The organism is Streptomyces anulatus (assembly GCF_000721175.1).
GTDB classification, from domain to species: Bacteria; Actinomycetota; Actinomycetes; order Streptomycetales; family Streptomycetaceae; genus Streptomyces; species Streptomyces anulatus_C.
On sequence record NZ_JOEZ01000015.1, the window covers coordinates 14,113 to 34,167 of the forward strand.

Annotated in this window: 22 protein-coding genes and 1 pseudogene; 16 read left to right on the forward strand and 7 right to left on the reverse strand. The window is 74.3% G+C overall.

The window, feature by feature from the left end:
* Window positions 1-85: 85 nt before the first annotated feature.
* A complete protein-coding gene (locus IG90_RS0117330) occupies window positions 86-1,321 on the reverse strand; it encodes a PP2C family protein-serine/threonine phosphatase (protein ID WP_030584753.1) in 1,236 nt (411 codons plus the stop codon).
* Window positions 1,322-1,373: 52 nt separating this feature from the next.
* Between IG90_RS0117330 and IG90_RS47100 the strand changes: the two genes are divergently transcribed.
* The 4 genes from IG90_RS47100 to IG90_RS0117350 all read left to right on the forward strand — a co-directional run bounded on the left by IG90_RS47100 (window position 1,374) and on the right by IG90_RS0117350 (window position 4,284).
* Window positions 1,374-1,769, forward strand: coding sequence for a mycothiol transferase (locus tag IG90_RS47100; RefSeq protein ID WP_411572629.1), 396 nt, complete (start codon window positions 1,374-1,376; stop codon window positions 1,767-1,769).
* A 146-nt stretch (window positions 1,770-1,915) separates the two neighbouring features.
* Window positions 1,916-2,368 carry a nuclear transport factor 2 family protein gene (locus tag IG90_RS0117340; protein WP_030584756.1) on the forward strand — a complete coding sequence of 151 codons (453 nt, stop codon included), beginning with the start codon at window positions 1,916-1,918 and terminating at the stop codon, window positions 2,366-2,368.
* The gene (locus tag IG90_RS0117345) at window positions 2,365-3,567 is read left to right on the forward strand and encodes an MFS transporter (RefSeq protein ID WP_030584759.1); all 1,203 of its coding nucleotides are present in this window, start codon (window positions 2,365-2,367) and stop codon (window positions 3,565-3,567) included. Before IG90_RS0117340 ends, IG90_RS0117345 begins: the two co-directional genes overlap by 4 nt.
* 72 nt (window positions 3,568-3,639) lie before the next feature.
* A complete protein-coding gene (locus tag IG90_RS0117350; RefSeq protein ID WP_233435997.1) occupies window positions 3,640-4,284 on the forward strand; it encodes an ATP-dependent endonuclease in 645 nt (214 codons plus the stop codon).
* Here IG90_RS0117350 and IG90_RS45910 read toward each other — a convergent pair.
* Window positions 4,229-4,360: pseudogene (locus tag IG90_RS45910) on the reverse strand (ATP-binding cassette domain-containing protein); the annotation flags it as partial. The gene IG90_RS0117350 and the pseudogene IG90_RS45910 overlap by 56 nt on opposite strands.
* 562 nt (window positions 4,361-4,922) lie before the next feature.
* Here IG90_RS45910 and IG90_RS0117355 point away from each other — a divergent pair.
* Window positions 4,923-5,366: a subtilase-type protease inhibitor gene (locus IG90_RS0117355; protein ID WP_030584767.1), complete on the forward strand. Its 444-nt coding sequence runs from the start codon at window positions 4,923-4,925 to the stop codon at window positions 5,364-5,366.
* Window positions 5,367-5,772: 406 nt separating this feature from the next.
* On the opposite strand, the gene rpsR is transcribed toward IG90_RS0117355, so the two are convergent.
* From rpsR to rpmG, 4 genes are all read right to left on the reverse strand, one after another.
* Window positions 5,773-6,021: a 30S ribosomal protein S18 gene (gene rpsR / locus IG90_RS0117360; protein ID WP_030584770.1), complete on the reverse strand. Its 249-nt coding sequence runs from the start codon at window positions 6,019-6,021 to the stop codon at window positions 5,773-5,775.
* A 101-nt stretch (window positions 6,022-6,122) separates the two neighbouring features.
* Entirely contained in the window at window positions 6,123-7,277 is a 1,155-nt protein-coding gene (locus IG90_RS0117365) for a CobW family GTP-binding protein (protein WP_030584773.1), read from the reverse strand.
* Window positions 7,274-7,528 (reverse strand): type B 50S ribosomal protein L31, encoded by a 255-nt coding sequence (locus tag IG90_RS0117370; protein WP_030584775.1) that lies wholly within the window; start codon window positions 7,526-7,528, stop codon window positions 7,274-7,276. Before IG90_RS0117370 ends, IG90_RS0117365 begins: the two co-directional genes overlap by 4 nt.
* Before the next feature lie 67 nt (window positions 7,529-7,595).
* Window positions 7,596-7,760 (reverse strand): 50S ribosomal protein L33, encoded by a 165-nt coding sequence (rpmG, locus tag IG90_RS0117375; protein WP_003964410.1) that lies wholly within the window; start codon window positions 7,758-7,760, stop codon window positions 7,596-7,598.
* A gap of 70 nt (window positions 7,761-7,830) precedes the next feature.
* Between rpmG and rpmB the strand changes: the two genes are divergently transcribed.
* Together rpmB and rpsN are read left to right on the forward strand one after the other, a co-directional pair.
* Window positions 7,831-8,067, forward strand: coding sequence for a 50S ribosomal protein L28 (rpmB, locus tag IG90_RS0117380; RefSeq protein ID WP_030584778.1), 237 nt, complete (start codon window positions 7,831-7,833; stop codon window positions 8,065-8,067).
* Window positions 8,067-8,372 (forward strand): 30S ribosomal protein S14, encoded by a 306-nt coding sequence (gene rpsN, locus IG90_RS0117385; RefSeq protein WP_030584781.1) that lies wholly within the window; start codon window positions 8,067-8,069, stop codon window positions 8,370-8,372. Before rpmB ends, rpsN begins: the two co-directional genes overlap by 1 nt.
* 70 nt (window positions 8,373-8,442) lie before the next feature.
* On the opposite strand, the gene IG90_RS0117390 is transcribed toward rpsN, so the two are convergent.
* Window positions 8,443-9,726: a hypothetical protein gene (locus IG90_RS0117390; RefSeq protein ID WP_030584784.1), complete on the reverse strand. Its 1,284-nt coding sequence runs from the start codon at window positions 9,724-9,726 to the stop codon at window positions 8,443-8,445.
* A 153-nt stretch (window positions 9,727-9,879) separates the two neighbouring features.
* Here IG90_RS0117390 and IG90_RS0117395 point away from each other — a divergent pair, with 153 nt between their 5' ends.
* From IG90_RS0117395 to IG90_RS0117435, 9 genes are all read left to right on the forward strand, one after another.
* Window positions 9,880-10,866 (forward strand): ABC transporter substrate-binding protein, encoded by a 987-nt coding sequence (locus IG90_RS0117395; protein WP_030584787.1) that lies wholly within the window; start codon window positions 9,880-9,882, stop codon window positions 10,864-10,866.
* Complete coding sequence (locus tag IG90_RS0117400; RefSeq protein ID WP_030584790.1) at window positions 10,863-11,924, forward strand: FecCD family ABC transporter permease; 1,062 nt, start codon at window positions 10,863-10,865, stop codon at window positions 11,922-11,924. Before IG90_RS0117395 ends, IG90_RS0117400 begins: the two co-directional genes overlap by 4 nt.
* The gene (locus IG90_RS0117405) at window positions 11,921-12,988 is read left to right on the forward strand and encodes a FecCD family ABC transporter permease (RefSeq protein ID WP_030584791.1); all 1,068 of its coding nucleotides are present in this window, start codon (window positions 11,921-11,923) and stop codon (window positions 12,986-12,988) included. Before IG90_RS0117400 ends, IG90_RS0117405 begins: the two co-directional genes overlap by 4 nt.
* Window positions 12,989-13,068: 80 nt before the next feature.
* Window positions 13,069-13,998, forward strand: a complete 930-nt coding sequence (locus tag IG90_RS0117410) for an ABC transporter ATP-binding protein (protein ID WP_030584793.1) — start codon at window positions 13,069-13,071, stop codon at window positions 13,996-13,998.
* A gap of 72 nt (window positions 13,999-14,070) precedes the next feature.
* Window positions 14,071-14,205, forward strand: coding sequence for a streptamidine family RiPP (gene amiA / locus IG90_RS45915; protein ID WP_006129278.1), 135 nt, complete (start codon window positions 14,071-14,073; stop codon window positions 14,203-14,205).
* Window positions 14,206-14,349: 144 nt separating this feature from the next.
* Complete coding sequence (locus IG90_RS0117420; protein ID WP_030584796.1) at window positions 14,350-15,309, forward strand: hypothetical protein; 960 nt, start codon at window positions 14,350-14,352, stop codon at window positions 15,307-15,309.
* Entirely contained in the window at window positions 15,306-16,931 is a 1,626-nt protein-coding gene (locus IG90_RS0117425; RefSeq protein WP_030584798.1) for a CocE/NonD family hydrolase, read from the forward strand. The genes IG90_RS0117420 and IG90_RS0117425 overlap by 4 nt, the downstream gene beginning before the upstream one ends.
* On the forward strand, window positions 16,928-18,295 hold the full coding sequence (locus IG90_RS0117430; RefSeq protein WP_030584801.1) for a YcaO-like family protein: 1,368 nt from the start codon (window positions 16,928-16,930) through the stop codon (window positions 18,293-18,295). Before IG90_RS0117425 ends, IG90_RS0117430 begins: the two co-directional genes overlap by 4 nt.
* A gap of 278 nt (window positions 18,296-18,573) precedes the next feature.
* A complete protein-coding gene (locus IG90_RS0117435) occupies window positions 18,574-19,965 on the forward strand; it encodes a nitroreductase family protein (protein ID WP_033894343.1) in 1,392 nt (463 codons plus the stop codon).
* Window positions 19,966-20,055: the final 90 nt, after the last annotated feature.

Below are 20,055 nucleotides of genomic sequence, written 5' to 3' on the forward strand. Positions count from 1 at the left end.
GCATGGGCGACAGGGCCCGGACCGAGGCGGCCTGCAGGAGCGGCGCGAGGGAGGGCGTCGCTGGTCGCGCGTGTGCCTGCCGGGGTCACAGCCGCATGACGATCAGGGCGGTGTCGTCGGTGAGGCCGGCTGGGGGGATCAGGTCGGCCAGGAGTGCGTCGCCGAGTGTGTCGGGGTCGGTGGTGCGGCGGTGCCGGGTCAGGGAGTCGGCGAGGCGTGCGAGGCCGGTGTCGATGTCCTCGTGGCGGCGTTCGACGAGCCCGTCGGTGTAGAGGAGGAGGACGCAGTCGTCGGTGAACGCGGTCTGGGCCTGGGGGCGGGGGAGGTGTTCGGGGCGGGCGCCGAGCGGCGGGTCGGTGGCCTGGTCGAGGAAGGTGACGGTGCCGTCGGGGTGACACAGGGCGGGCGGGAGGTGGCCGGCGCTGCTGTAGGTGAGGGTGCGGGTGTTCCAGTCGATGAAGACGGATGCGGCGGTGGTGGACTCGGCGCCTTCGACGGAGCGGGCGTACAGGCCGAGGACGTCCAGGGCCTGGGCGGGGCCGGTTGCGACGCGGGAGGCCGCGGACAGGGCGCTGCGGAGCTGGCCCATGACACCGGCGGCGCGCAGGCCGTGGCCGACCACATCGCCGACCGCGACAGCGCTCCGGCCGCTGCCGGGCAGGTCGACGAGGTCGTACCAGTCGCCGCACACGTTCAGCGCGCCCATGGCGGGCCGGTAGCGTACGGCGGCGCGGTGATGGCCGAGCGACCGGGGCGCGGGCAGCATCGCCTCCTGCAGGTGGATGGCGACCTCGCGTTCGCGGGCGTGGGCCTTGCGGAGGCGTTCGTTGACCTCCTGCAGTTCGCGGGCGCGGGTGTAGAGATCGGCTTCCAGGACCCGCGCGCGGTCCCCCTCCGGCCGGCCGCCCCGGGCGCGGATGAGTTCGGTGACTTCTTCGACCCGGTGCAGCAGCAGGGCCACGCTGCCGTCGGGGGCGAGGACGGGGACGTTGACCGGACTCCAGTACCGCTCCTGCCACACTCCGGGCCGGTCGGGGTCTTCCACGTCGTAGCGTTGCAAGGCCATCGTGTCGGGCTCCCCGCTCGCCGCTACCCGGCGTAGCGAGGCGTACAGGTTACGCATGCCGGACGCGGCGGCGTCGCCGGGGTTGTCGGGGAAGACGTCGAACAGGAAGCGGCCGATGAGCTGACTGCGGGTCCGCCCGGACAGCGACAAGAACGCCCCGTTGACGTCCACGTACACCAGGTCCGGCGTCAGCAGCGCCACGCCGGCGGGAAGGGCCTGGAAGACGGCCTCGTAGTCGATGCCGGGTCCGTTCACGGTTCCGCCTGCCGCACGCCTGCGGTTCTCGCCGGTTATGGGTGCTTCCATGATGGCACGCGGGCGGGCCGCAAGCCCGCCGTGGTGCGCCGGTGTGGACCGTTCGGCCCCCTTGCCGGGGACCATCGCCTCGCGGCCCTGCCTGTGCGGCGCAGCGGACGCAGATTGGCATGGACGACCTCGGCGCGCCCTTCCCCGTCGTGCTGGGCCGCGGCGGGTGCACAGCGCGGAGAGTCTCCTCGCTGCCTATCGCGGTGCCGTCGAACGGTCCGGCGAGATCATCGAGCGCTGTGACGACTTGGGCCGGCCCTGTGCTCGGGCGGCAGGTGAAGCGGGCGCCGTGCGATCGATGCGGTGGGTGCTGGTGCACATGATCGAAGAGACGGCTCGCCATGCGGGCCACGCCGACATCCTCCGCGAGCAGGCCGACGGTTCCATCGGCAGGTGACGCACCGCTTCGCCTCGAAGTCAGGTGCTCCGCGAACGGTGGGCGCACCCGGACCGCAGCACCGGTGCGCCGCGCGTTCGGCTCCTGGCCGGCCGCCCGGCCGCCCATGAACTGCGGCCCCCGTGCCCCACGGCTACGCTCAAAAAATGGAAGACAGCGGAGCCGGCTCCGGGCCGCCGCCGAACGGTGCCGAGGACGGCCAGGACCCTGTGCCACAGGCCCGGCTCGCCGCCCTGGTGGAGGAGTGGTCCGCCGCGATCGTCTCGAACGACGTGACGCGGATCGGGGCCTTCATGGCGGACGAGTGGGTCATCGTCTCCGAGTCCGGCATCACGGACCGGGCCACGTTCCTCGGCTACGTCGAGTCCGGCGACCTGACCCACTCGGCGATGTGCGCCATCAGCACGCCGAGGGTCCGTGTCCACGGGGACAGCGCCACGACCACCGCACGGATCACGAACACGGCCCACTACGACGGCCGCCGCTTCGACGCCGACGAATGGGTCACGGACGTCTTCCTGCGGCGCGACGGCCGCTGGCTGTGCGTGCTCACCCACATCACGCCCGCCGCCCAGCCGGACGACGCCTCCGCCGCATGAGCCGGGCGACCGGACCCACCCGCCCGAAGAGGCGACTCGGCTACCCGGCCGCCGCGGCCGTCTTCGCCATCGGCATGGCGGGCACCACGCTGCCCACACCCCTCTACCGCCTCTACCGGGAAGAGCTCGGCTTCTCCGAGCTGATGGTGACGGTGGTGTTCGCCGTCTACGCCCTCGGCGTGATCGCCACCCTGCTGCTCGCCGGGAACGTCTCCGACGAGGCGGGGCGGCGGCCCGTCCTCCTGGCCGCCCTGGGCTTCTCGTCGGCCAGCGCCCTCTGCTTCATCTTCGAGGGCGCGCTGCCCGCCCTGTTCGCCGGCCGTCTCCTCTCCGGGTTCGCCGCCGGACTGCTGAGCGGCGCGGCGACGGTCACGGTGATGGAGCTGGCCCCGCCGGGGCGCGCGGCCAGGGCCGGGCTGGCCGCGACCGCCGCGAACATGGGCGGCCTGGGGTGCGGCCCGCTCCTGTCGGGACTGCTCGCCGAATACGCCCCCTGGCCCCTGCGGCTCCCCTTCGTCGTGCACCTGGCACTGATCGCCGTCGCCGCCGCCTTGACCTGCCTGCTGCCCGAGACGGTCACCTTCCGCGTCCGCGGTTTCCGGCTGCGGCCGCAAGGGCTCGCCGTCCCGCCCGAAATGCGCGGCGTGTTCGCCGCCTCGGCGCTGGCCGCCTTCGCCGGGTTTTCCCTGCTGGGTCTTTTCACCGCGGTCGCCCCCGCGTTCGTGGCCGAGACGCTCGACGTCCACAACCTGGCGCTGACCGGACTCGTCGTCTTCTCCGTCTTCCTCGCCTCGACGGCCGGGCAGGCGCTCATGGGGCGGGTCGGCGAGCGCCTGGCCCTGCCGGGCGGCTGTTTCGTCCTGGTCGGCGGACTCGTGCTGGTGGGCGCGTCGTTGCTGTTCGCCGCACTGCCGCTGCTCGTGGCCGGTGCGCTCTGCGGCGGCCTCGGCCAGGGGCTGGCGTTCCGCGGCGCGGTGGCGGCGATCAGCGCTGCGGCGCCGCCCGAGCACCGGGCCGCGACCGTGTCCGCCTTCTTCGTCATCGCCTACCTGGGCATCTCCCTGCCCGTCGTCGGCGTCGGCGCCCTCACCGTGGGCATCGGACTCAGGAACGCCGGACTGACCTTCTCCGGCTGTGTGCTGGCACTGGCCCTGGGCGTCGGCCTGTACCTGACGCGGAAGCCGCCCGCGTCCCGCTGACGTACGTGCCCCCTCGTCCACGTCCGCGAGAACCCCTGCCGGCCCTGCCGGTCACGGTGCGAGACCGGCTCCGTGGACACAGCGACGCGCTTCCGGCAGACGGTCATCGCCTGGGCCGCGGGCGCCCGGGCCACACCGGCGCCCGCCGAGGCCGGGGCCGCCCGCGACCTCGCGGCCGGCCTGGGCCTGCACACCGTGGTGCTCGTCGAGGGCGTCAGCGACCGGGCGGCGGTCGAGGCCCTGGCCGAACGCCAGGGGCGCACCCTGACCGCCGAAGGCGTGGTGGTCGTACCGCTCGGGGGCACCACCAGCATCACCCGCTTCCTGCGCCTGCTGGGACCCGACGGCCTTGACGTCCGGCCCGCCGGTCCGTGCGACGCGGCGGAGCAACGGTTCTTCCGCCAGGGCCTGGAGCGGACCGGCTTCGGCACCGCCCGCGCCCCCGACGACCTGGAGACGCTGGGCTTCCTCACCCGCCACGCCGACCTGGAGGACGAGCTGATCCACGTCGCGCACGCTGAGCCCGGCCGGTGCGGTCCGGCTCTGCGCGAGCAGGGTGACGCGGCGGGCGAAGTCGGAGCGCGACAGGGCGAGGGCGTCGACGGGCCCGGCGTCCCCGGCCCCGGCCGCCACGGTCACGGGTGCCGGTACGGGCCTCGTGCAGCCGGGCCACGGCCCGCAACAGGGTGGACTTCCCGCTGCCGTTCGGCCCGATGAGCGCCGTGACGCGACCGCGTGGGAGCACGAGGTCGGCCCCGTGCACGACGTCGGTGCGGTCGTACGCGACCGTCATGTCACGGGCGTCGAGACCGGCTTCACCGGCCGCGCCGGACACGGCCGCACCGGGCCCGGCACCGGCGGTCGCGGCGGGGGCACCGGCAGCGGGCGCGGAGCGCCGACGCGGCGGTGGGTCTCCTCGGTCGAGGGCAGGAACGATCACGAATGTGAGGTTAGCCTAGCCTAGCTTTGCCCGGTCAAGGGGGATCCGGAATTCCGTCCTCCGTGTGATCCGTGAAACGGCTCGACGATCGGCCGGCATTCGCGCCGAGAGGGCGGCCGAGTGGGGGCGACCCGGGCCGGGGGTCCCGGATGGCGGTCCTTTCCGGCCGAAGCGGCGGTTTGGCGCATCGAGGTGTTTCGGCATATTTGCAGGTCAGATGGTTGTTTCGGATTGAACCGCCGAAGCCTGTCCATATGCTGGACGGCCTGCGCGAGGTGCCTGAGCTGCCCGAATGACCATTCGGTCGGTTCGGGTGTTCGTCTGCGGCTGGAAGCTGGCCGTCGATGTGCGCTTACTTTCCGCATGCGTAAGACTCCTGACCGCAATCAGGCACCCGACCGAGGAGTTTTCACCGATGCGACGCAACCCTCACGCCATCTTCGCAACCGTCACCGCGAGCGCCCTTCTGCTCGGCGGCTTCGCGACCGCCACCGCGCAGGCTGCGCCGGCGAAGGCGGAGAGCCTCTACGCGCCTTCCGCGCTCGTCCTCACCGTCGCCCGTGGCGAGGACCCGCTGACCGCCACCGTGGAGCGGGCCGTCACCCTCGCCTGCGCCCCCACCGCCGAGGGGACGCACCCTGCTCCCGCCGCGGCATGCGAGGAACTGGCCGCTGTCCAGGGGAAGTTCTCCGAACTGACCGCCGGCCCGTCGAACCGGACCTGTACCCGCCAGTGGGACCCGGTCGTGGTGACCGCCCACGGTGTCTGGCAGGGCAAGCCGGTCCGGTTCAGCGCCACGTACGGCAACGCATGCGAGATGGCGGGCAGCATGAACGACAACGCCGTGTTCGCCTTCTGATCCATCTGGTTCACCGGGGCGTGCCGACGCCGGGGTGACGGAAATCCACACCGTCCCCGCCCGACCGGTTCCGGCGTCCCGCCCCACCCGGCGTGCCCCGCACGCGCCCCGTCCACGACGACCGGGAGCAGGTGGTCGCCCCAGCCGTTTCCGCCGCGGCCGGCAGCGACCCGCCCCGGTCGGTTCGTCACCAGGCCCGCCTGATACCGGGCCCGTCCTTCGCCAACCGGAGGACTCCTGCGTCACCCGGGTCCCCGGATGGCGCAGCGAGATCAGGAAGGCGACGGCCAGCGCGACGGCCATCCCGTAGAGCGGTTCACCGCGCCCATGCGTCCATGTTCTCCGGGCTGCCACCGTGTTGCGTCCCGAGCGGCGGGCGCGTCCCCGCCGCAGGGGCGACGTCGCGCTACTTGCCCGCGGCCGGTCCGGCGTACGGGAGCAGGGCCATCTCGCGGGCGTTCTTGACGGCCGCGGCCACCTGGCGCTGCTGCTGGGCGCTGATCCGGGTGACGCGCCGGCTGCGGATCTTCCCCCGGTCGGAGATGAACCTCCGCAGCAGATCGGTGTCCTTGTAGTCGATGTACGTGATCCTGGCGGCGTCCAGGGGGTTCGGCCGGCTCTTGAGCGGCTTGCGGGGGTCCGGCTGACGTGCCATGAGGCTTCCTCGTGTTCGGTGGGTTACGGGCTACGGGTTACGGAGGGCTACGGGTTGCGGTTTACGGGGTTACGGGGGCGGGCGCGGCGCTACGGGCCGGGTCAGTGGACCGGGTCGAGGAGCTCGTCGAACGCGGCGGGCAGGTTCTTCCACGCCTCCCGGCCGGAGCCGTACTCCTCGTCCGTGAGCAGGCAGGAGTCCAGCAGCCCGGTCAGGCCGTCGCGGTCGAGGCCGGGGGAGACGAAGACCAGGTGCTGGCAGCAGTCGCCGTGCTCGGGATGCCAGTCCAGCGCGGCGGCCGCCCGCCGGTAGGGCGGCACCATGGACCAGGCGGCGTCCGGGAGCGAGGCGAGCCAGGGGCCGGTGTTCTCCACGCAGAGGGCGCCGCCCGCCGCGTCCCAGGAGAGCAGGGTGTCGGGCCGGTCCGCGAGCCAGAACCTGCCCCGGCTGCGGGCCGCCGCGCAGCTCAGGTCCTCCAGGGCGTCCAGGAGGCGCTCGGGGTGGAAGGGCCGGTGCCGCCGCCAGACGAGCGTGCCCACCCCGGCCTCCTCCGCCTCCTGCGGCAGCAGCGCGCAGGCCGGGTGCTGGCCCGCGGCCGCCGCCTCCACGTCGAATCCGGCGAACGCGAGCCGTGCCAACTCGGCTGATCCGGTTATTGCCTGACGAGCCGTCGGGTGGAGCTGGCGGATCAGCGCGCGGTCCTCGTCGTCGGCCGCCGGGCTCGGCGACACGGCGAGGACGGGTGCGTACTCCACCTGCCGGGCCCAGGTGTCGCCGATGGTCCGCCGGTCGGCCGGCGCCGCCGCGAGACCGGCCTCGGCCAGATCGTCGCCGTTGGAGAGGCAGGGCAGGACGAGGGTCGGGTCGACCGCCGCGAACACGTTCGTCACCTCGGCGGCGTCGGTGTGCGCGGCGATCACCTCGGCCATGGACTTCGGCTCGACGGAGTCCCAGAGCTCCAGGGCGGCGAGGCGGGTCACCCCGTCCTCCGCGAGCCGTTCGAGTTCGGGGACGAGGTCCTCGCGCAGCGCGCAGCAGGCGCATTCGTTCACCAGCGGTGCTTCGCTGGAGGCCAGCTCGCCGCCGGCGTCCCGCAGGGATCGGCGGACCGTCCCACCGGTGGCCGTCGACAGGTCGTAGTGGAGCGCGACGCTGTGCGGAACATCCCGCAGTAGCCCTTCCACCACGTCGTGGCGCGCCTCGGAATGCAGGCCGCAGACGATGACGACGGGCAGTCTGGTGCGGTGCCCGCTCACCGGGTTTCACCGCGCCCGTAGCGGCGCTCGAAGCGCTCCACGCGTCCGGCGGTGTCCAGGACGCGGGCGGTGCCGGTGTAGAAGGGGTGGCTCGCGGAGGAGATCTCCACGTCGACCACCGGGTAGGTGTTGCCGTCCTCCCAGGCGACGGTGCGGTCGCTGGTCATGGTCGAACGGGTCAGGAACGCGAAGTCGGCGGCCTTGTCGCGGAAGACGACGGGGCCGTACGAGGGGTGGATTCCGGGCTTCATGGCGGTGTCCTCGGGGGTTGGGCTTCAGGGGTGTGCGGGTCGTGGGCCGGGAGTGGTGCGGTGGGCCTCAGCGCTCCTCGCGGAAGTCGACATGGCGGCGGGCGACCGGGTCGTACTTGCGCAGCACCATCCGGTCGGGGTCGTTCCGCCGGTTCTTGCGGGTGACGTAGGTGTAGCCGGTCCCCGCGGTGGAGCGGAGCTTGATGACCGGGCGTACTTCGTTGCGAGCCATGGGCGCTACTATATGGCAATGGTTTCCATTTTCAATAATGGATGCGTCGAAGGAGAGGCAGGTAACTTTCATGTCCGCCCATTGCCAACTGACCGGCTCGAAGCCGGGATTCGGCAACAACATCTCCCACTCGCACCGTCGGACGTCCCGCCGGTTCGACCCGAATGTCCAGCGCAAGCGCTACTGGCTGCCCGGTGAGGGGCGCTACGTGCGCCTCACGCTGAGTGCCCGGGCGATCAAGACCGTCGACAGCATCGGCATCGAGGCCGCGGTCGCGCGCATCCGTGCGCGGGGAGGGAAGGTCTGATGGCGAAGAAGAGCAAGATCGCGCGGAACGACAGGCGCCGGGAGATCGTCGAGCGCTATGCGGCCCGCAGGGCGGAGCTCAAGGAGATCATCCGCCGGCCCGGTACTCCGGAGCGCGAACGCGTCGCCGCTGTCGAGGAGTTGCGGCGCCAGCCGCGCGACGCCAGTGCCACGCGGGTCCGCAACCGGGACAGCGTCGACGGCAGGCCCCGAGGGTATCTGCGCCGGTTCGGCCTCTCCCGGGTCCGGATGCGTGAGCAGGCCCACGCGGGCTTCCTGCCAGGGGTGACCAAGTCCTCCTGGTGAAGGCTGTCCGGCCGTCAGGGGCGGGTGGTGGTACGGCGGTCCCGCTGCGCCACCACCCGCGACGTCGCTCTCAGCGGCCGACGGGATCGGCGTGCGCTCCGTCCCCGGGCGTGACGAGCGTGAGGTGACCGCCGTCGTCCAGGGGTGTCGGGACGGTCAGGGTCGTGAGCAGGTCCGTCCGGTCCGCGTCGAAGACATGGACCTCGCCATGGCCTCCCCGGCTGACCGCGACCAGGCCCCCGCCGGGGGAGGCGGCGACGGCCCGCCGCTGGACGCCGTCCCAGGGAGTCCCGCCGCGGCGGGGTGCACCGGACATGGCGGGCAGCGGTAGCCGTGCGCCGGCCTCCGGGCGGGATCCGGGGGCCGAGGGCGCGGTGAGGAGGATGAGCTCGTCGCCGTCCGGGTGGACCCGGGTGTACGCGATGTGGCGTGCGGTCACCGCGAGCCGGAACACCAGCCCGGGGCCCAGCTCCAGCCGGCCCGTGACGCCTGTGTCGAGGTGGTGCCACCACGCGTCGTTGGACCAGTCCGGCCACTGCCCGGGGTCACCTGATCCGCCGCGCACGCAGGACCAGAGCATGCGCCGCACGGGGTCGAGCCGCAGGTAGTAGCCGCGCCCGCCGAAACGCCCGTCGGCGGACCAGGACAAGGGCGCCTCAGGCACGAGGCCGTCCCCCTTCCGCCGTGCGCGGTGCACCCCGGAGCCCGCGGCGGCGAACACCCGCCCGGTGAGCGGGTCGTGGGCGTCACCGTGCCCGTCGTCGTCCGGCAGGGCCATCCGCCGGACCGGGTCCGCCGGCGGACAGGCGGGAGCCGAACGCATCAGGTCGCGGTGCCGGTGGACCAGTAGTTCGCCCGGCTCCCGGTGGCGCAGCACCACGAGCGGGGACGGTCCGCCGAGGACCGTGACCCCTGGCTCGCCGGTGCGCCCCCGTACGCGTACGGCGACGGCGCCGTCCGGCGCGTCGAGGTCGACGGCCGTCAGAAGTCCGGTCCAGGCCTCCTCGTTGCAGCCGAGGCCGGTGGTCACCGCCAGGTACCGCCCACCGGGATCCGCCGCCAGATGTTCGGCGGGTACCGCGACCGGTATCCGCCGCCGGACCAGCGGCCGGCCCGCTCCGGGGCCGTAGGGGTCGAGGACCAGCAGCTCACCCGCCCGGTCGTCCACGAAGGCGGTGAGGTCGCCCGGCAGGGCGAGGAACCCCGCGTGCTCGGCGAGGTGCCGGTGCTTCAGCTCCGCCCGCTTTGTGCCGTCCGGGAGGTCCAGCAGGCTGATCCGCCCCGCGACGTGGTCGGCGACCAGGAGGCGCGGCGGCGCGTGGGGTGAGGGATGGGGGGTGGGGGCGTGCGGCATGGCGAACTCCTGCAATCGGTAGGGGACCCCGCTGTTTTAATGGAAATGATAATCATGTGTAAGGTTTCGGCTTGTGGCGGGGATCGTTCCCGGGGCTCCGCCGCCTTCGCTGCCGCATCCCCGGGACCGCACAGGAACGTTGAGGGACCGTCGATGCCACGAACCGCGCTGAGAGTTCGCCGCTGGGCCGCGATCGCCGTACTGGGAGGCCTGCTGGCCGGCTGCGGAACCGAGGAGACCGGCACCGGAGAGCCGGCCGCCGCTCCGGGGAACGGGGCCGGATCCCGTACGACCACAGAGGTGCGGCCCATCGAGGCCGCCCCCCGGATCACCGACGCCAAGGGCGTCACGGTCTCCCTGCCGAAGCCCCCGGAGAAGATCGTCTGCCTGGTCGCCCTCTGCGACGACATCCTCGTCGAGCTGGGCATGACCCCCACCGCCACCAACTCCCAGGTGCTGGCGCACCCGAAGTTCCTGGGCGAGGAGCAGGCGGCGAAGATACCGGTCGTGCCCGGCGGCTTCCTCAGCCCCGAGGTCGAGGCGATCCTGTCCCACCGCCCCGACCTGGTGATCGGCCTGGACGACACCCACGGCAAGCTGGCCCCCGCACTGAAGGGCGCCACCACGTTCTGGCCGGTCCAGCCCGGATCCTGGCAGGACAGCGTCGGCTACCTGCGGGACCTCGCCGCGCTCACCGGCCGCACCGGACAGGGCGAGAAGGCGGAGAAGGCCTTCCGTACCCGCCTGGCACAGGCGGAGAAGACGAAGAGTGACAAGACCGCGCTGATCGTCTACGGCAGCGACGAGAACTTCGGCGTGGCCACCCCGGAGACCGATGTGGCCGCCGGACTGTTCCCGAAGATCTCCCACTACCCCTGGAAGAGCCGGGGCGTCGAAGGCAGTTACAGCCTGGAGGAGATCCTCGCCCGGGATGTCGACGTCCTGTTCGTGGAGACTCTCTCCTTCGGTGCGCCGGACGGCAAGCTCTCCGACAAACTGGCCGAGAACCCGCTCTGGTCACGGATCCCGGCCGTGAAGAACGGCAAGGTCATCGAGGTCGACTCCGAGGTGTGGGCCAAGGGGCGCGGCACCCGGTCCCTGGGCGTCGTCCTCGACGAGGCGACGGCCGCACTGCGGTGAGGCGTCCGCCCGTGGCACCGCTCTGCCTGGGCGCGGCGGCCCTGGCGAGCGCGGTCTGCGCGCTCAGCCTCGGCACGCCGTACGTCCCGCCCGCCAGGCTCCCGGCCACGCTGGGGGCCGACGGGCTCGCGGGGCTCGTCGTCACCGAACTACGACTGCCCCGCTTGGTGTTGGCGCTGCTCGCCGGCGCCTGCCTGGGCGCGGCGGGCCTGGTCCTCCAGGAGGCCCTGCGCAACCCGCTGGCCGTGCCGGAGATGCTGGGGGTCTCCTCCGGGGCCGCCCTGGGCGTCGCCGCGCCTCTGGTCCTGGCCCTCGCCGTCCCTCTCGGACTGCAGCCGTTCCTCGCCCTGGCCGGGGCGGCGCTCGGCGGTCTGCTCACCCTGGTCGCCGCCGGATTCGGGCGGAGTCCCTCGGCCGTCCTGCTGACCGGAGCCGCCGTCGCCGCCGCGCTCCAGGCGGGGCTGCTGGTGCTCATGGTCATGGCCGACCAGCTCGACCTCCAGCTCATCTACCGCTATCTGCTGGGCAGTCTGTCCGCCCGCACCTGGGACGACGTCAGCGGTCTGCTGCCCTGGCTCGCCGTGGCCGTCCCCGCGCTGGTGCTGTGCGTGCCGGTGCTCGGTGTGCTGCGGCTGGGCGACGACGACGCCCGTGCCCTGGGCGTACGGGTCGAGCGGGCGCGGGTGGCCGCGCTGGGCATCGCCGTCGTCCTCATCGCCCCCGTCGTCGCGGTCTGCGGGCCGGTGGCCTGGGTCGGCTTCCTCGCCCCGCACCTCGCCCGCCGTCTTCGCCCGGACGGCGGTGCGGCCGGGTGGCTCGTCCGGTCCGCCGTGTGCGGCGCGGTCGTCGTGCTGTGCGCCGATCAGCCGGCCCGGCTGGCACTCGCCCCGGTCGAGACGCCCGTCGGCGCCTGGACCGCCCTGGTCGGGGTGCCGGTCGGGGTCGTGCTGCTGAAGCGGGGGAGGCGGCCCGCCCGGGACCGGGGGCCCGTGGCCCTGTCCGTACCGGGGGGTCCGTCAAACGTCCCGGTTCCCGTCCTGCGGAAGGCGGAACGATGACGCTCATCGACACCGTGCCCGGACGGGCCGGCCGTGCCCGCCTCGCTCTGCGCGCACCGGGTGTCCGGCTGGGCGGCCTGGCGCTGCTCGTCGCCGTGGTGGCCTGCGCCGATCTGTTCGCCGGCCGGGGCGTCACGCCCGAAGGCGTACGGGCCGTGCTGCTCGGGAGCGGCGACGACCCCACCGCCGAGCACATCGTGCTCCAACTGCGCTTGCCCCGGCTGCTGGTGGCGCTGGTCGCCGGGGCCTGCCTCGGAGTGGCCGGGCTCGTGCTCCAGTCGGCCCTGCGCAACCCGCTGGCCGGACCCGAGGTCACCGGCGTCACCCCCGGTGCGGTGCTAGGCGCGGTGACCGCGACCGGTCTCGGCCTGGCGGGCTGGGAATCCCCCACGGCCGTGGTCGTGGCGGCCTGCCTCGGCGGCTTCGCCGGAGCGGGGCTGCTGTGGCTGCTCACCGGGCGGGACCGGGGCGACCCGGAACAGACCGCCGTCTACGGGGTCCTCGTGTCGGCGGTGCTCGCCGGCCTCACCGCCGTCGTCCTCCTGGTGGCCCCTGGCGAACTCGGCAGCGTCGTCCAGTGGTTGATCGGCTCCACCGAGGGCCGGGTCTGGCAGCACTGGAATCTCCTCTGGCCGTGGGCCGCCTTCTGGGGCGCGGCGGCCTGGCTGCTCGCCGGGCCGCTGACCCTGTTGCGCTGCGGCGACGAACAGGCCGCCGCCGCGGGTCTGGCCACCGGCCGGGGCCGGGGCGCGGCGCTCGTGTGCGCGGTGGCGCTGACGGCCGGCGCCGTCTCGGCGGTGGGCGCGCTCGGTTTCGTAGGGCTGCTGGTGCCCCATCTGGCGCTGGCCGTCTTCGGCGCCGACCTGCGCGTCACGCTCCCGGGCGCCGCGCTGTTCGGCGCGGCGGTGGTGTGCGGGGCGGACGCCGCCGCCCAAGTGCTGTCCCGGCTGCTGGCCACCGCGTTCGACGCGGACCGGCTGACCCTCCCGGTGGGCGCCCTGACCACCTTCGTGGGGGCGGGACTGCTGATGGTCGTCGCGCGGAGGCGGGCGGACGAGCGATGACGGGGCGAGAGACAGAGGTGCCACGTCGACAGGAGTGGAGGCGGCAGTGGGAGTGGGAGAGAGCGGATGAGGAGGGTGGCATGGCGAAAGAACTGACCGGACCGGTGGACGTGAGCCCGGGGAAGGCGATCGGCCCTGATACGGAGCCGGATCCGAACTCGGGCGCGGTTCCGGGGGCGGAGTCCGGCCCGGATGTCGTCCGGGCGGAGGGGCTGGCCTTCGGCTACCCCGGGCGCATGGTTCTGCGCGGGGTGGACCTGAGGATCCGCGCCGGCGAACTGGTCGCCCTGATCGGTCTGAACGGATGTGGCAAGAGCACCTTCCTCAAGCTCGCAGCCGGACTGCTCACCCCGAGTGGCGGGCGGGTTCTGCTCGAAGGTGACGACGTGGCGCGGCTGCCCCGCCGCACTGCCGCCCGACGCGTCGCCCTGCTCCATCAATCGGCGCCTTCAGTACCAGGATTGACGGTACGTCAACTGGTACGTCAAGGGCGCTATGCCGCCCGGGGGCCGCTCGGGATGCTGCGGGAGGGTGATGACGAGGTGACGTCCCGGGCGCTCGCGGACGTCGGTGTCACCGCCTGGGCCGACCGGCCGGTGGACGCCCTGTCCGGGGGCGAACGCCAACGGGTCAGGCTGGCCATGGCGCTGGCCCAGGACGCCCGCGTGCTCTTCCTCGACGAGCCGACCACGTATCTCGATCTGCGGCACCAACTGGAGGTGCTCCAGACGGTCGTACGGCTGCGCGCGGAGCGCCGGCTGACGGTGGTGATGGTGCTGCACGACCTCAACCACGCCGCCCGGTTCGCCGACCGGATCGTCGCGCTGCGCGAGGGCCGCGTCGCCGCCGACGGGCCCCCGGCCGAGGTGGTCACCCGGCAGCTGCTGGCCGAAGTCCTCGGCGTGGACGGCCGGGTGGGGATCGACAGCGAGGGTGGCTGGCCCGTCTGTTACCCAGATCACCCTCTCGATCCGCTCCAGCTATTGCGGAATGAAAATCATATTCATTAGTGTCTGTGCTGCGGCACGCACGATCGCCGCGACACACACCCATCCGATCCGACCGAATGGAGACGTCAACTCATGGAGCAGAACAAGGTGTTCAGCCCGATCGCCGACCAGGGCCAGCTCGCCCACCTGTCCGCCACCCACTCGAACGCCCTCGTCGAGAACCCCTTCGACGACGCCGTCGAGGCCGACACCGCGGCCGAGAAGTGAGCGAAGCCTGCCGCTGACGGCAGGTCTCCCCGGTACCGCGGGGGCGGGCCCGCCCGGTCACATCCCGGGCGGGTCCGCCCCGTTCAGTCCTCGAACAACCCGTCCCCCGTCCTCGCATCCCGCATTCCCGCACCGGAGGATTCCGTGACCCGCAGTCGACTCGCTCCCGGCACCGGGATCGTCACCGTCCCCGGTGCCGGCCCCGTGCTCCGGACCTCCGGAGGGGAGTTCCTGCGTATCGACACCGGCGGTGTCGACGGCGAAGCCCTGGTGCGCCGGCTGGCGGGGGAGGGGGCGCCGGGCGAAGACCCGCACGCCACCGGACTCGCCCGGCTCGTCGAGGCGTTCGAGGCCGGTGGACACGCGGTGTCCGCCCCGCCCCGGGCTCCGCTCGCCGGCCGTACCGTCCACGTCCTCGGCGACCCCGTGCTCACCGGCCCGGTGGCGCGCTGCGCCGGGGCGGAAGGGGCCAAGGTGCACCTGACGACCCCGGACCGCGTGGCGGAGCTCGCCCGGGCGACCCCGGACCACCGCACCGAAGGGCGCGTCGCCGTGGTGTGGTGCCTCGACTCACCCGTGCCCGAAGGGCTCTGGGACACGGCGGACCGGCTGCCCGGGCGAGGCGTCGCCTGGCTGCGCTGCCACCGTGAGGGCGCGCACAGCTGGACCGAACCCCTTGCGGCGGCCCCGGGCGACGTCACCTCGCGGCACGTCCGACTGCGCAGGCTCGCGGCCACCGCCGCCCATCGCGAACTCGCCGCGTACTGGGCCGGACACCGCACCCCCGACACCGGACCGCACCCCACCGAGGCTTCCGCAGCTCTGATCGCCGCACTCCTCACCGCCGATCTGATCGCCTGGGCCGAAGCCGAAGCCGAAGCCGAAGCCGAAGCCGAAGCCGAAGCCGAAGCCGGAGTGGCGGTCGCAGTCGCACCGGGCGGGGCTGCCGGCCTCCCGGCACGTCGCCGGCTTCGCCGGATCGACCTGCGCGACCTCACGGTCACCGAGCACCCCGTGCTCCCGGTCCCGGAGGTTGCGCCTCTGCCCGCCCCGACGCAGGGCGGGACGCGCCCCGGGACCGGCACCGCGAAGACGCGCCCGTGAACGCCCGTACCGTGCACGTCCCCACGCCCGACGGCACCCCGCTCGCCACCGACGTATGCCTCCCGGACGGGTCTCGGCCGCGTCCCGCCGTCGTGATCAGGACCCCCTACGGGCGCGACGCCCACCGCGCCGAGCTGCGCGCCTGGGCGGCGAACGGATTCGCCGCCCTCGCCCAGGACGTACGTGGCCGCCACGGCTCACCGGGGGAGTGGCACCCCTACCGTGGACACGAGAGGGCGGACGGCACGGCCACCGTCGCCTGGGTGCGCGCACAGGCGTGGAGCAACGGAGAGGTCGTCGCCGCAGGTGCCTCATACGCCGCGCACTGCGCCCTCGTCACCGCACTCGCCGCCCCCGACGAGGTCCTCCGCGACAAGATTCCCGACGACGCCCACCGCGACGGAGTCCCCGACGCCGTCATCGCCGCCGTCCCCGCGCTCGGGCTCACCGAGACGGCGCGCGAGCCCGGGGGCCCGGAGCGGCTGTGGGCCCGGGCCGGCTGGTGGGCGGCCCACGGCGACCGCCGCGACTCCGACCCGGACGCCCTGGCCCGCGTCCTGACGGATGACCCCCGGCTGCTCGAACACCTCCCGGTCGCCCGTCTGGGGGAGCGGCTGGCCGGGGCCCTCGGGCGCGAACTGCCGTCCTGGCGTGGGCTCTGGGCCGACCGAGGGCGAGGTCGGCTCGTCGAGCTCGGTGCCACCTCCCGCCTTCCGCTGCTCGCCGTCGGCGGCACCCGAGACCCCTTCGCCGAGGACACCGTGGCCCTGTGGCACGGCTGGGGCGGTCCGGCCCGTCTGCTGCTCGGCCCCTGGGGCCACCGCCTCACCGCCGACCCGGCCGCACCGGCCCGAGCGCGCGTCAACCTCGGTGCGCTGTACGTACGGTGGGCCCGCGCCGCGCTCGCCGGCCGCCTGGAGCCGACGCGGCACGGGGTCATCGCCCTCGGCGACAGCGGCCGCTGGCACAGCACGCGGGTGCGGAGCACCCCTCGAGCCGCGATCACCGGCCACGCCCGCGTCCCCGTCCCGCCCCCGGCCGCCGAACCGGCCCACACCGTTGCCTGGCCCTTCGGCTCGCCCACCGGTCTACGGCTGCTCCACGGAGCCGAGTTCGGTGCCGACCCGGACCAGCCCGTGCGCTCGGACGACCTCACCGTCCCGGCCGGCGGCGGCCTCGCCGACCGCTGTCTGCTCCTCTCGCCGCCGCTGCCGCGCCCGCTCGACCTGGCGGGAGCCGCCGTCGCCCGGATCAACGTCACGGCCGACACGCCCTGCGCCGACTGGGCCGTACGCCTGACCGCGCTCGACCCGTCCGGCCGTGCGGATCCGCTCGCCTTCGGCATCGTCCGGCGCACCGGCCCGCCCGGCGAAGCCGCGGACATCACCGTGCCGCTCGGCACGCTGGGCCGTCGGCTGGCCGCCGGGACCCGGCTGCGGGCCGAGATCGCCGGGCACCACTTCCCCGCCCACGCCCGTAACCCGCACACCGGCGAGGACCCGGTCACCTCCACCCGGCTCGCCCCGTCCCGCCGCACCGTGAACCCCCGGGGCAGCGCCCTCCACCTGCCCGTCGTCGCCCGACGCCGCTACGTCGAGCCCGTACCGGAGATATGCCGTTGACCAGCGCCCTGCCCCTCGAAGCCCTCGTCGATCCCGTCAGCGGGATCATCCGGGCCGTCGCGCCCGTCGAGCACCCCACCGGCGCGCCGCCCCGCTACACCGCGATGACCGCGGACGTCGCCGACGCCCGCCGCCTCGGCGCCTGGCCCGCCGACCGGGTCTCGCTCGGCACCACGTTCGGCGACCCCCGGGGCGCGTGGATCGCCGCGGTGGCCGAGGCCGTCGAGCGCTACTGCGGCAACCGCCTACCGCCGCCCGGCCACCCCCAGGAGCCCCGGCGGGCCACCGCCGCCGAACTGACCGCCGAGGGCCACCGCTTCTACGGGCCCGGCGCTCTGCCGACGTACGCCGCCTGGCAGTACGACCGCCCGGGGTTCCCGTACGCCGAACTCACTCCCGACACACCGGTGCTGTGGACCCGGGCGGTCGAGAGCGGGGAACCCTGCTGGGCCCCCGTCGCGCTGACCCACCTCAACTGGCGTCAGGGCGAACTGCGTTCACTGCCCCGAACCCACCACCTCAACTACGCGGGCATCGCCACCGGGCAGGGCCTCGACGACGCCGTGGAGCGCGGGCTCCTCGAAGTCGTCGAGCGCGACGCGCTGGAACTGTGGTGGCACCTGGACGGGCCCACCCGGGGCATCGACCTGGCAAGCGTTCCCGGCCTCACCGAGGATCTGGCCGGCTGCGGGCTGGGCGTGCACATCGTGGAGATGCCCTCCGAGTTCGCCCCCTGCGTGGCGGCCCTCGTGCACGATCCCGGGCGCGGCATCTACGCGGCGGGGTTCGCCTGCCGGTACGACCCGGCGGAGGCGGCCCGCAAGGCGGTGCTGGAAGCTGTGCACACCTGGGTGTTCACACAGGGCGCAGTGGACGCCGACGGCTGGGTGTACCGGGCTGTCGAAGCCGGGATGCTGGCCCGCGGCCTCTACCTCGACCACCGCGCCGACCGGCGCTACCTCGACGACTGCGGGCCCGAGTTCGCCGCCGTCCGCGACCTCGGCGCCCATGTCCAGGTCTGGCTGGACGACCGGATGGCCCCGCTCACCCGCCGCTTCACCGAACCCGCCCTCGGTACGGTCCCGGTCGCCGCGATCGCCCCGGGCAGCCGTGCCGCGCTCGATGCTGCGCTCGCCGCCGGAGGGCACCGGGTGATCACCGCGGACCTCACCACGGAGGACGTCGCCGAGACCACGCTGCGCGTCGCCCGTGTCCTGGTCTCGGGCCTGATCCCCAATTCGCCCGCTGCCTTCGGCTACTTCGGCTGCCCGCGCTTCGCGGCGGCGGCGCTCTCCCGGGGCTGGCGCACCCAACCACCCTCCGCCCCGGAGGACTTCACCCTCGCCCCGCCACCGCACATGTGAAGGAGCGCACCGCCATGCCCGAAACCCCGGACCGAGCCGTTGCGCCCGCACGTGGGGTGCGCGCCGTGCTGCCGGCCACGCCCGTTTCCGTGCGCGCGGTGCCGCCGGACGCGCCTGCCGACGGTGCGCGTGCCGCACGGCCCACCCCGCCCACCGCGTCCGCCTCCGGGGCGCCCGACGGGCCACGTGCCGACGTCGCCGGACCCGCTCCCGCGTCGCCGGACGCGCCCTCTTCCGCCCATTCCCCGGGGCCGGTTCCCGGCGGCGGCGTCGCTCCCGTGGCCCGCCCTGAGCGCCCCGCGCCGGCCTTCCTGCGCCAGGCGCTCGCGGACGCCCGGTCGCCGCGGCTTCCTGACCCTTCCCCGTGCGTTCCGGAGCGCCCGTTCCCCTGGGGTGGTCCTGGGCTGCAGTTGTCCGGGAGCGGGTTCGGGGCAGGGCCAGGTTTCGGGGCCGTGATCGACCTGGACCGCGTGCTGCGGCTGTCCCTGGCCGCGCCCACCGGCACCCCGGGCCGGTTGCGACCGGTTCCCTCGGCGGGCGCCCTCCACCCGGTGCGCGCCCACCTGCTGCTCGGGCCGGGCTGTTCGTTGCCGCCCGGGCGCTACAGCTACGACCCGCGCACCCACCGCGCCCATCCGCGCGGCCCGGCCCCCGCCGACGTACCCCCGGGCGCCCTCGTCGTCCTCACCGCGGCCGCGTCCCGCACCGTCGCCCACTATGGTCACCGGGCCTGGCCGCTGCTGCTGCTGGACACGGGGCACGCCGCCGCCGCCCTGGCGCTGGCCGGGCCCCCGGCCGTCGACGTCCGGGTCTCCCTCGACGCGGACGGCGCCCTGCTGTCCGCCGCCGCCGGACTGCCCCGTGCCCCGGACTGGCAGGACGTCTGGCCCGGCACCGAGCCGGAACTGCCGCTCGCCGCAGTCCGGTTGACGCCCCCGGGCGGGCCCGTGGGCGCCGACGGGCTGCTGAGCGCCTGGGCCGCCCTGCCCCGTGCCGGAGCCCCGGCGCCGCGACCCGGCGCCGAGACCGCTCCGCCCCGCGAACTCGCCGCAGCACGACACCTGTTGCATCGCATCGCAGGAGCCCCCGAGCTGCCCGGCGGCACCTGGCACCCGGCCCCGCGCCCGGGAGCGGTGACCGACGGCGTCCTGGAGGCGCGCCGGAGCGCCCCGCCCGACGAGCTGCACCATCCGCCCGGCCACGACGCGCTCGCCCGGATCCTGGCCACCGTGCGGACAGCACGGCCCGCCGGACCCGCCTGGACCGCGGCGGTCGGCGGCACCGTCCCGGCCCTGTACGCGGCGGGGCCCGGCTGCCGGGGCCTCGGCATCCGCGCCTCCGGCGACGCGCGTCCCACCCTCGCCCGCTGGGCCGCACGCCAGCAGTGGATCGGCACCGCGGGTGCGGTGCTCCTCGCCCACGGCTGTCCCGAGGACGCCCCGTCGGCCGCTGTTCGCAGCAGCCACCTCGTCGCCGGATACGCGGTCGGTACGGCCCAGACGGAGGCCACCGCACTGGGCCTGCGCGCACGGCCCATCGGATCCTGGCAGCAGGCCGACCTGGGCGCGGCTCTCGGCGACGCCCCCGGGCGCGACTGGATCGTGCACGGCCTGGCACTGGGCGGCTCCCCGGCCCCCGGGGGCGCACCGGAACCCGCCTCACCTCCGTAACCCGGAAGCGGCCCGACGACCAGCACGCAACGACCGACACCGGCACGCAACGACGGCCACGGCACCCCACGACCGACACCGGCACCCACG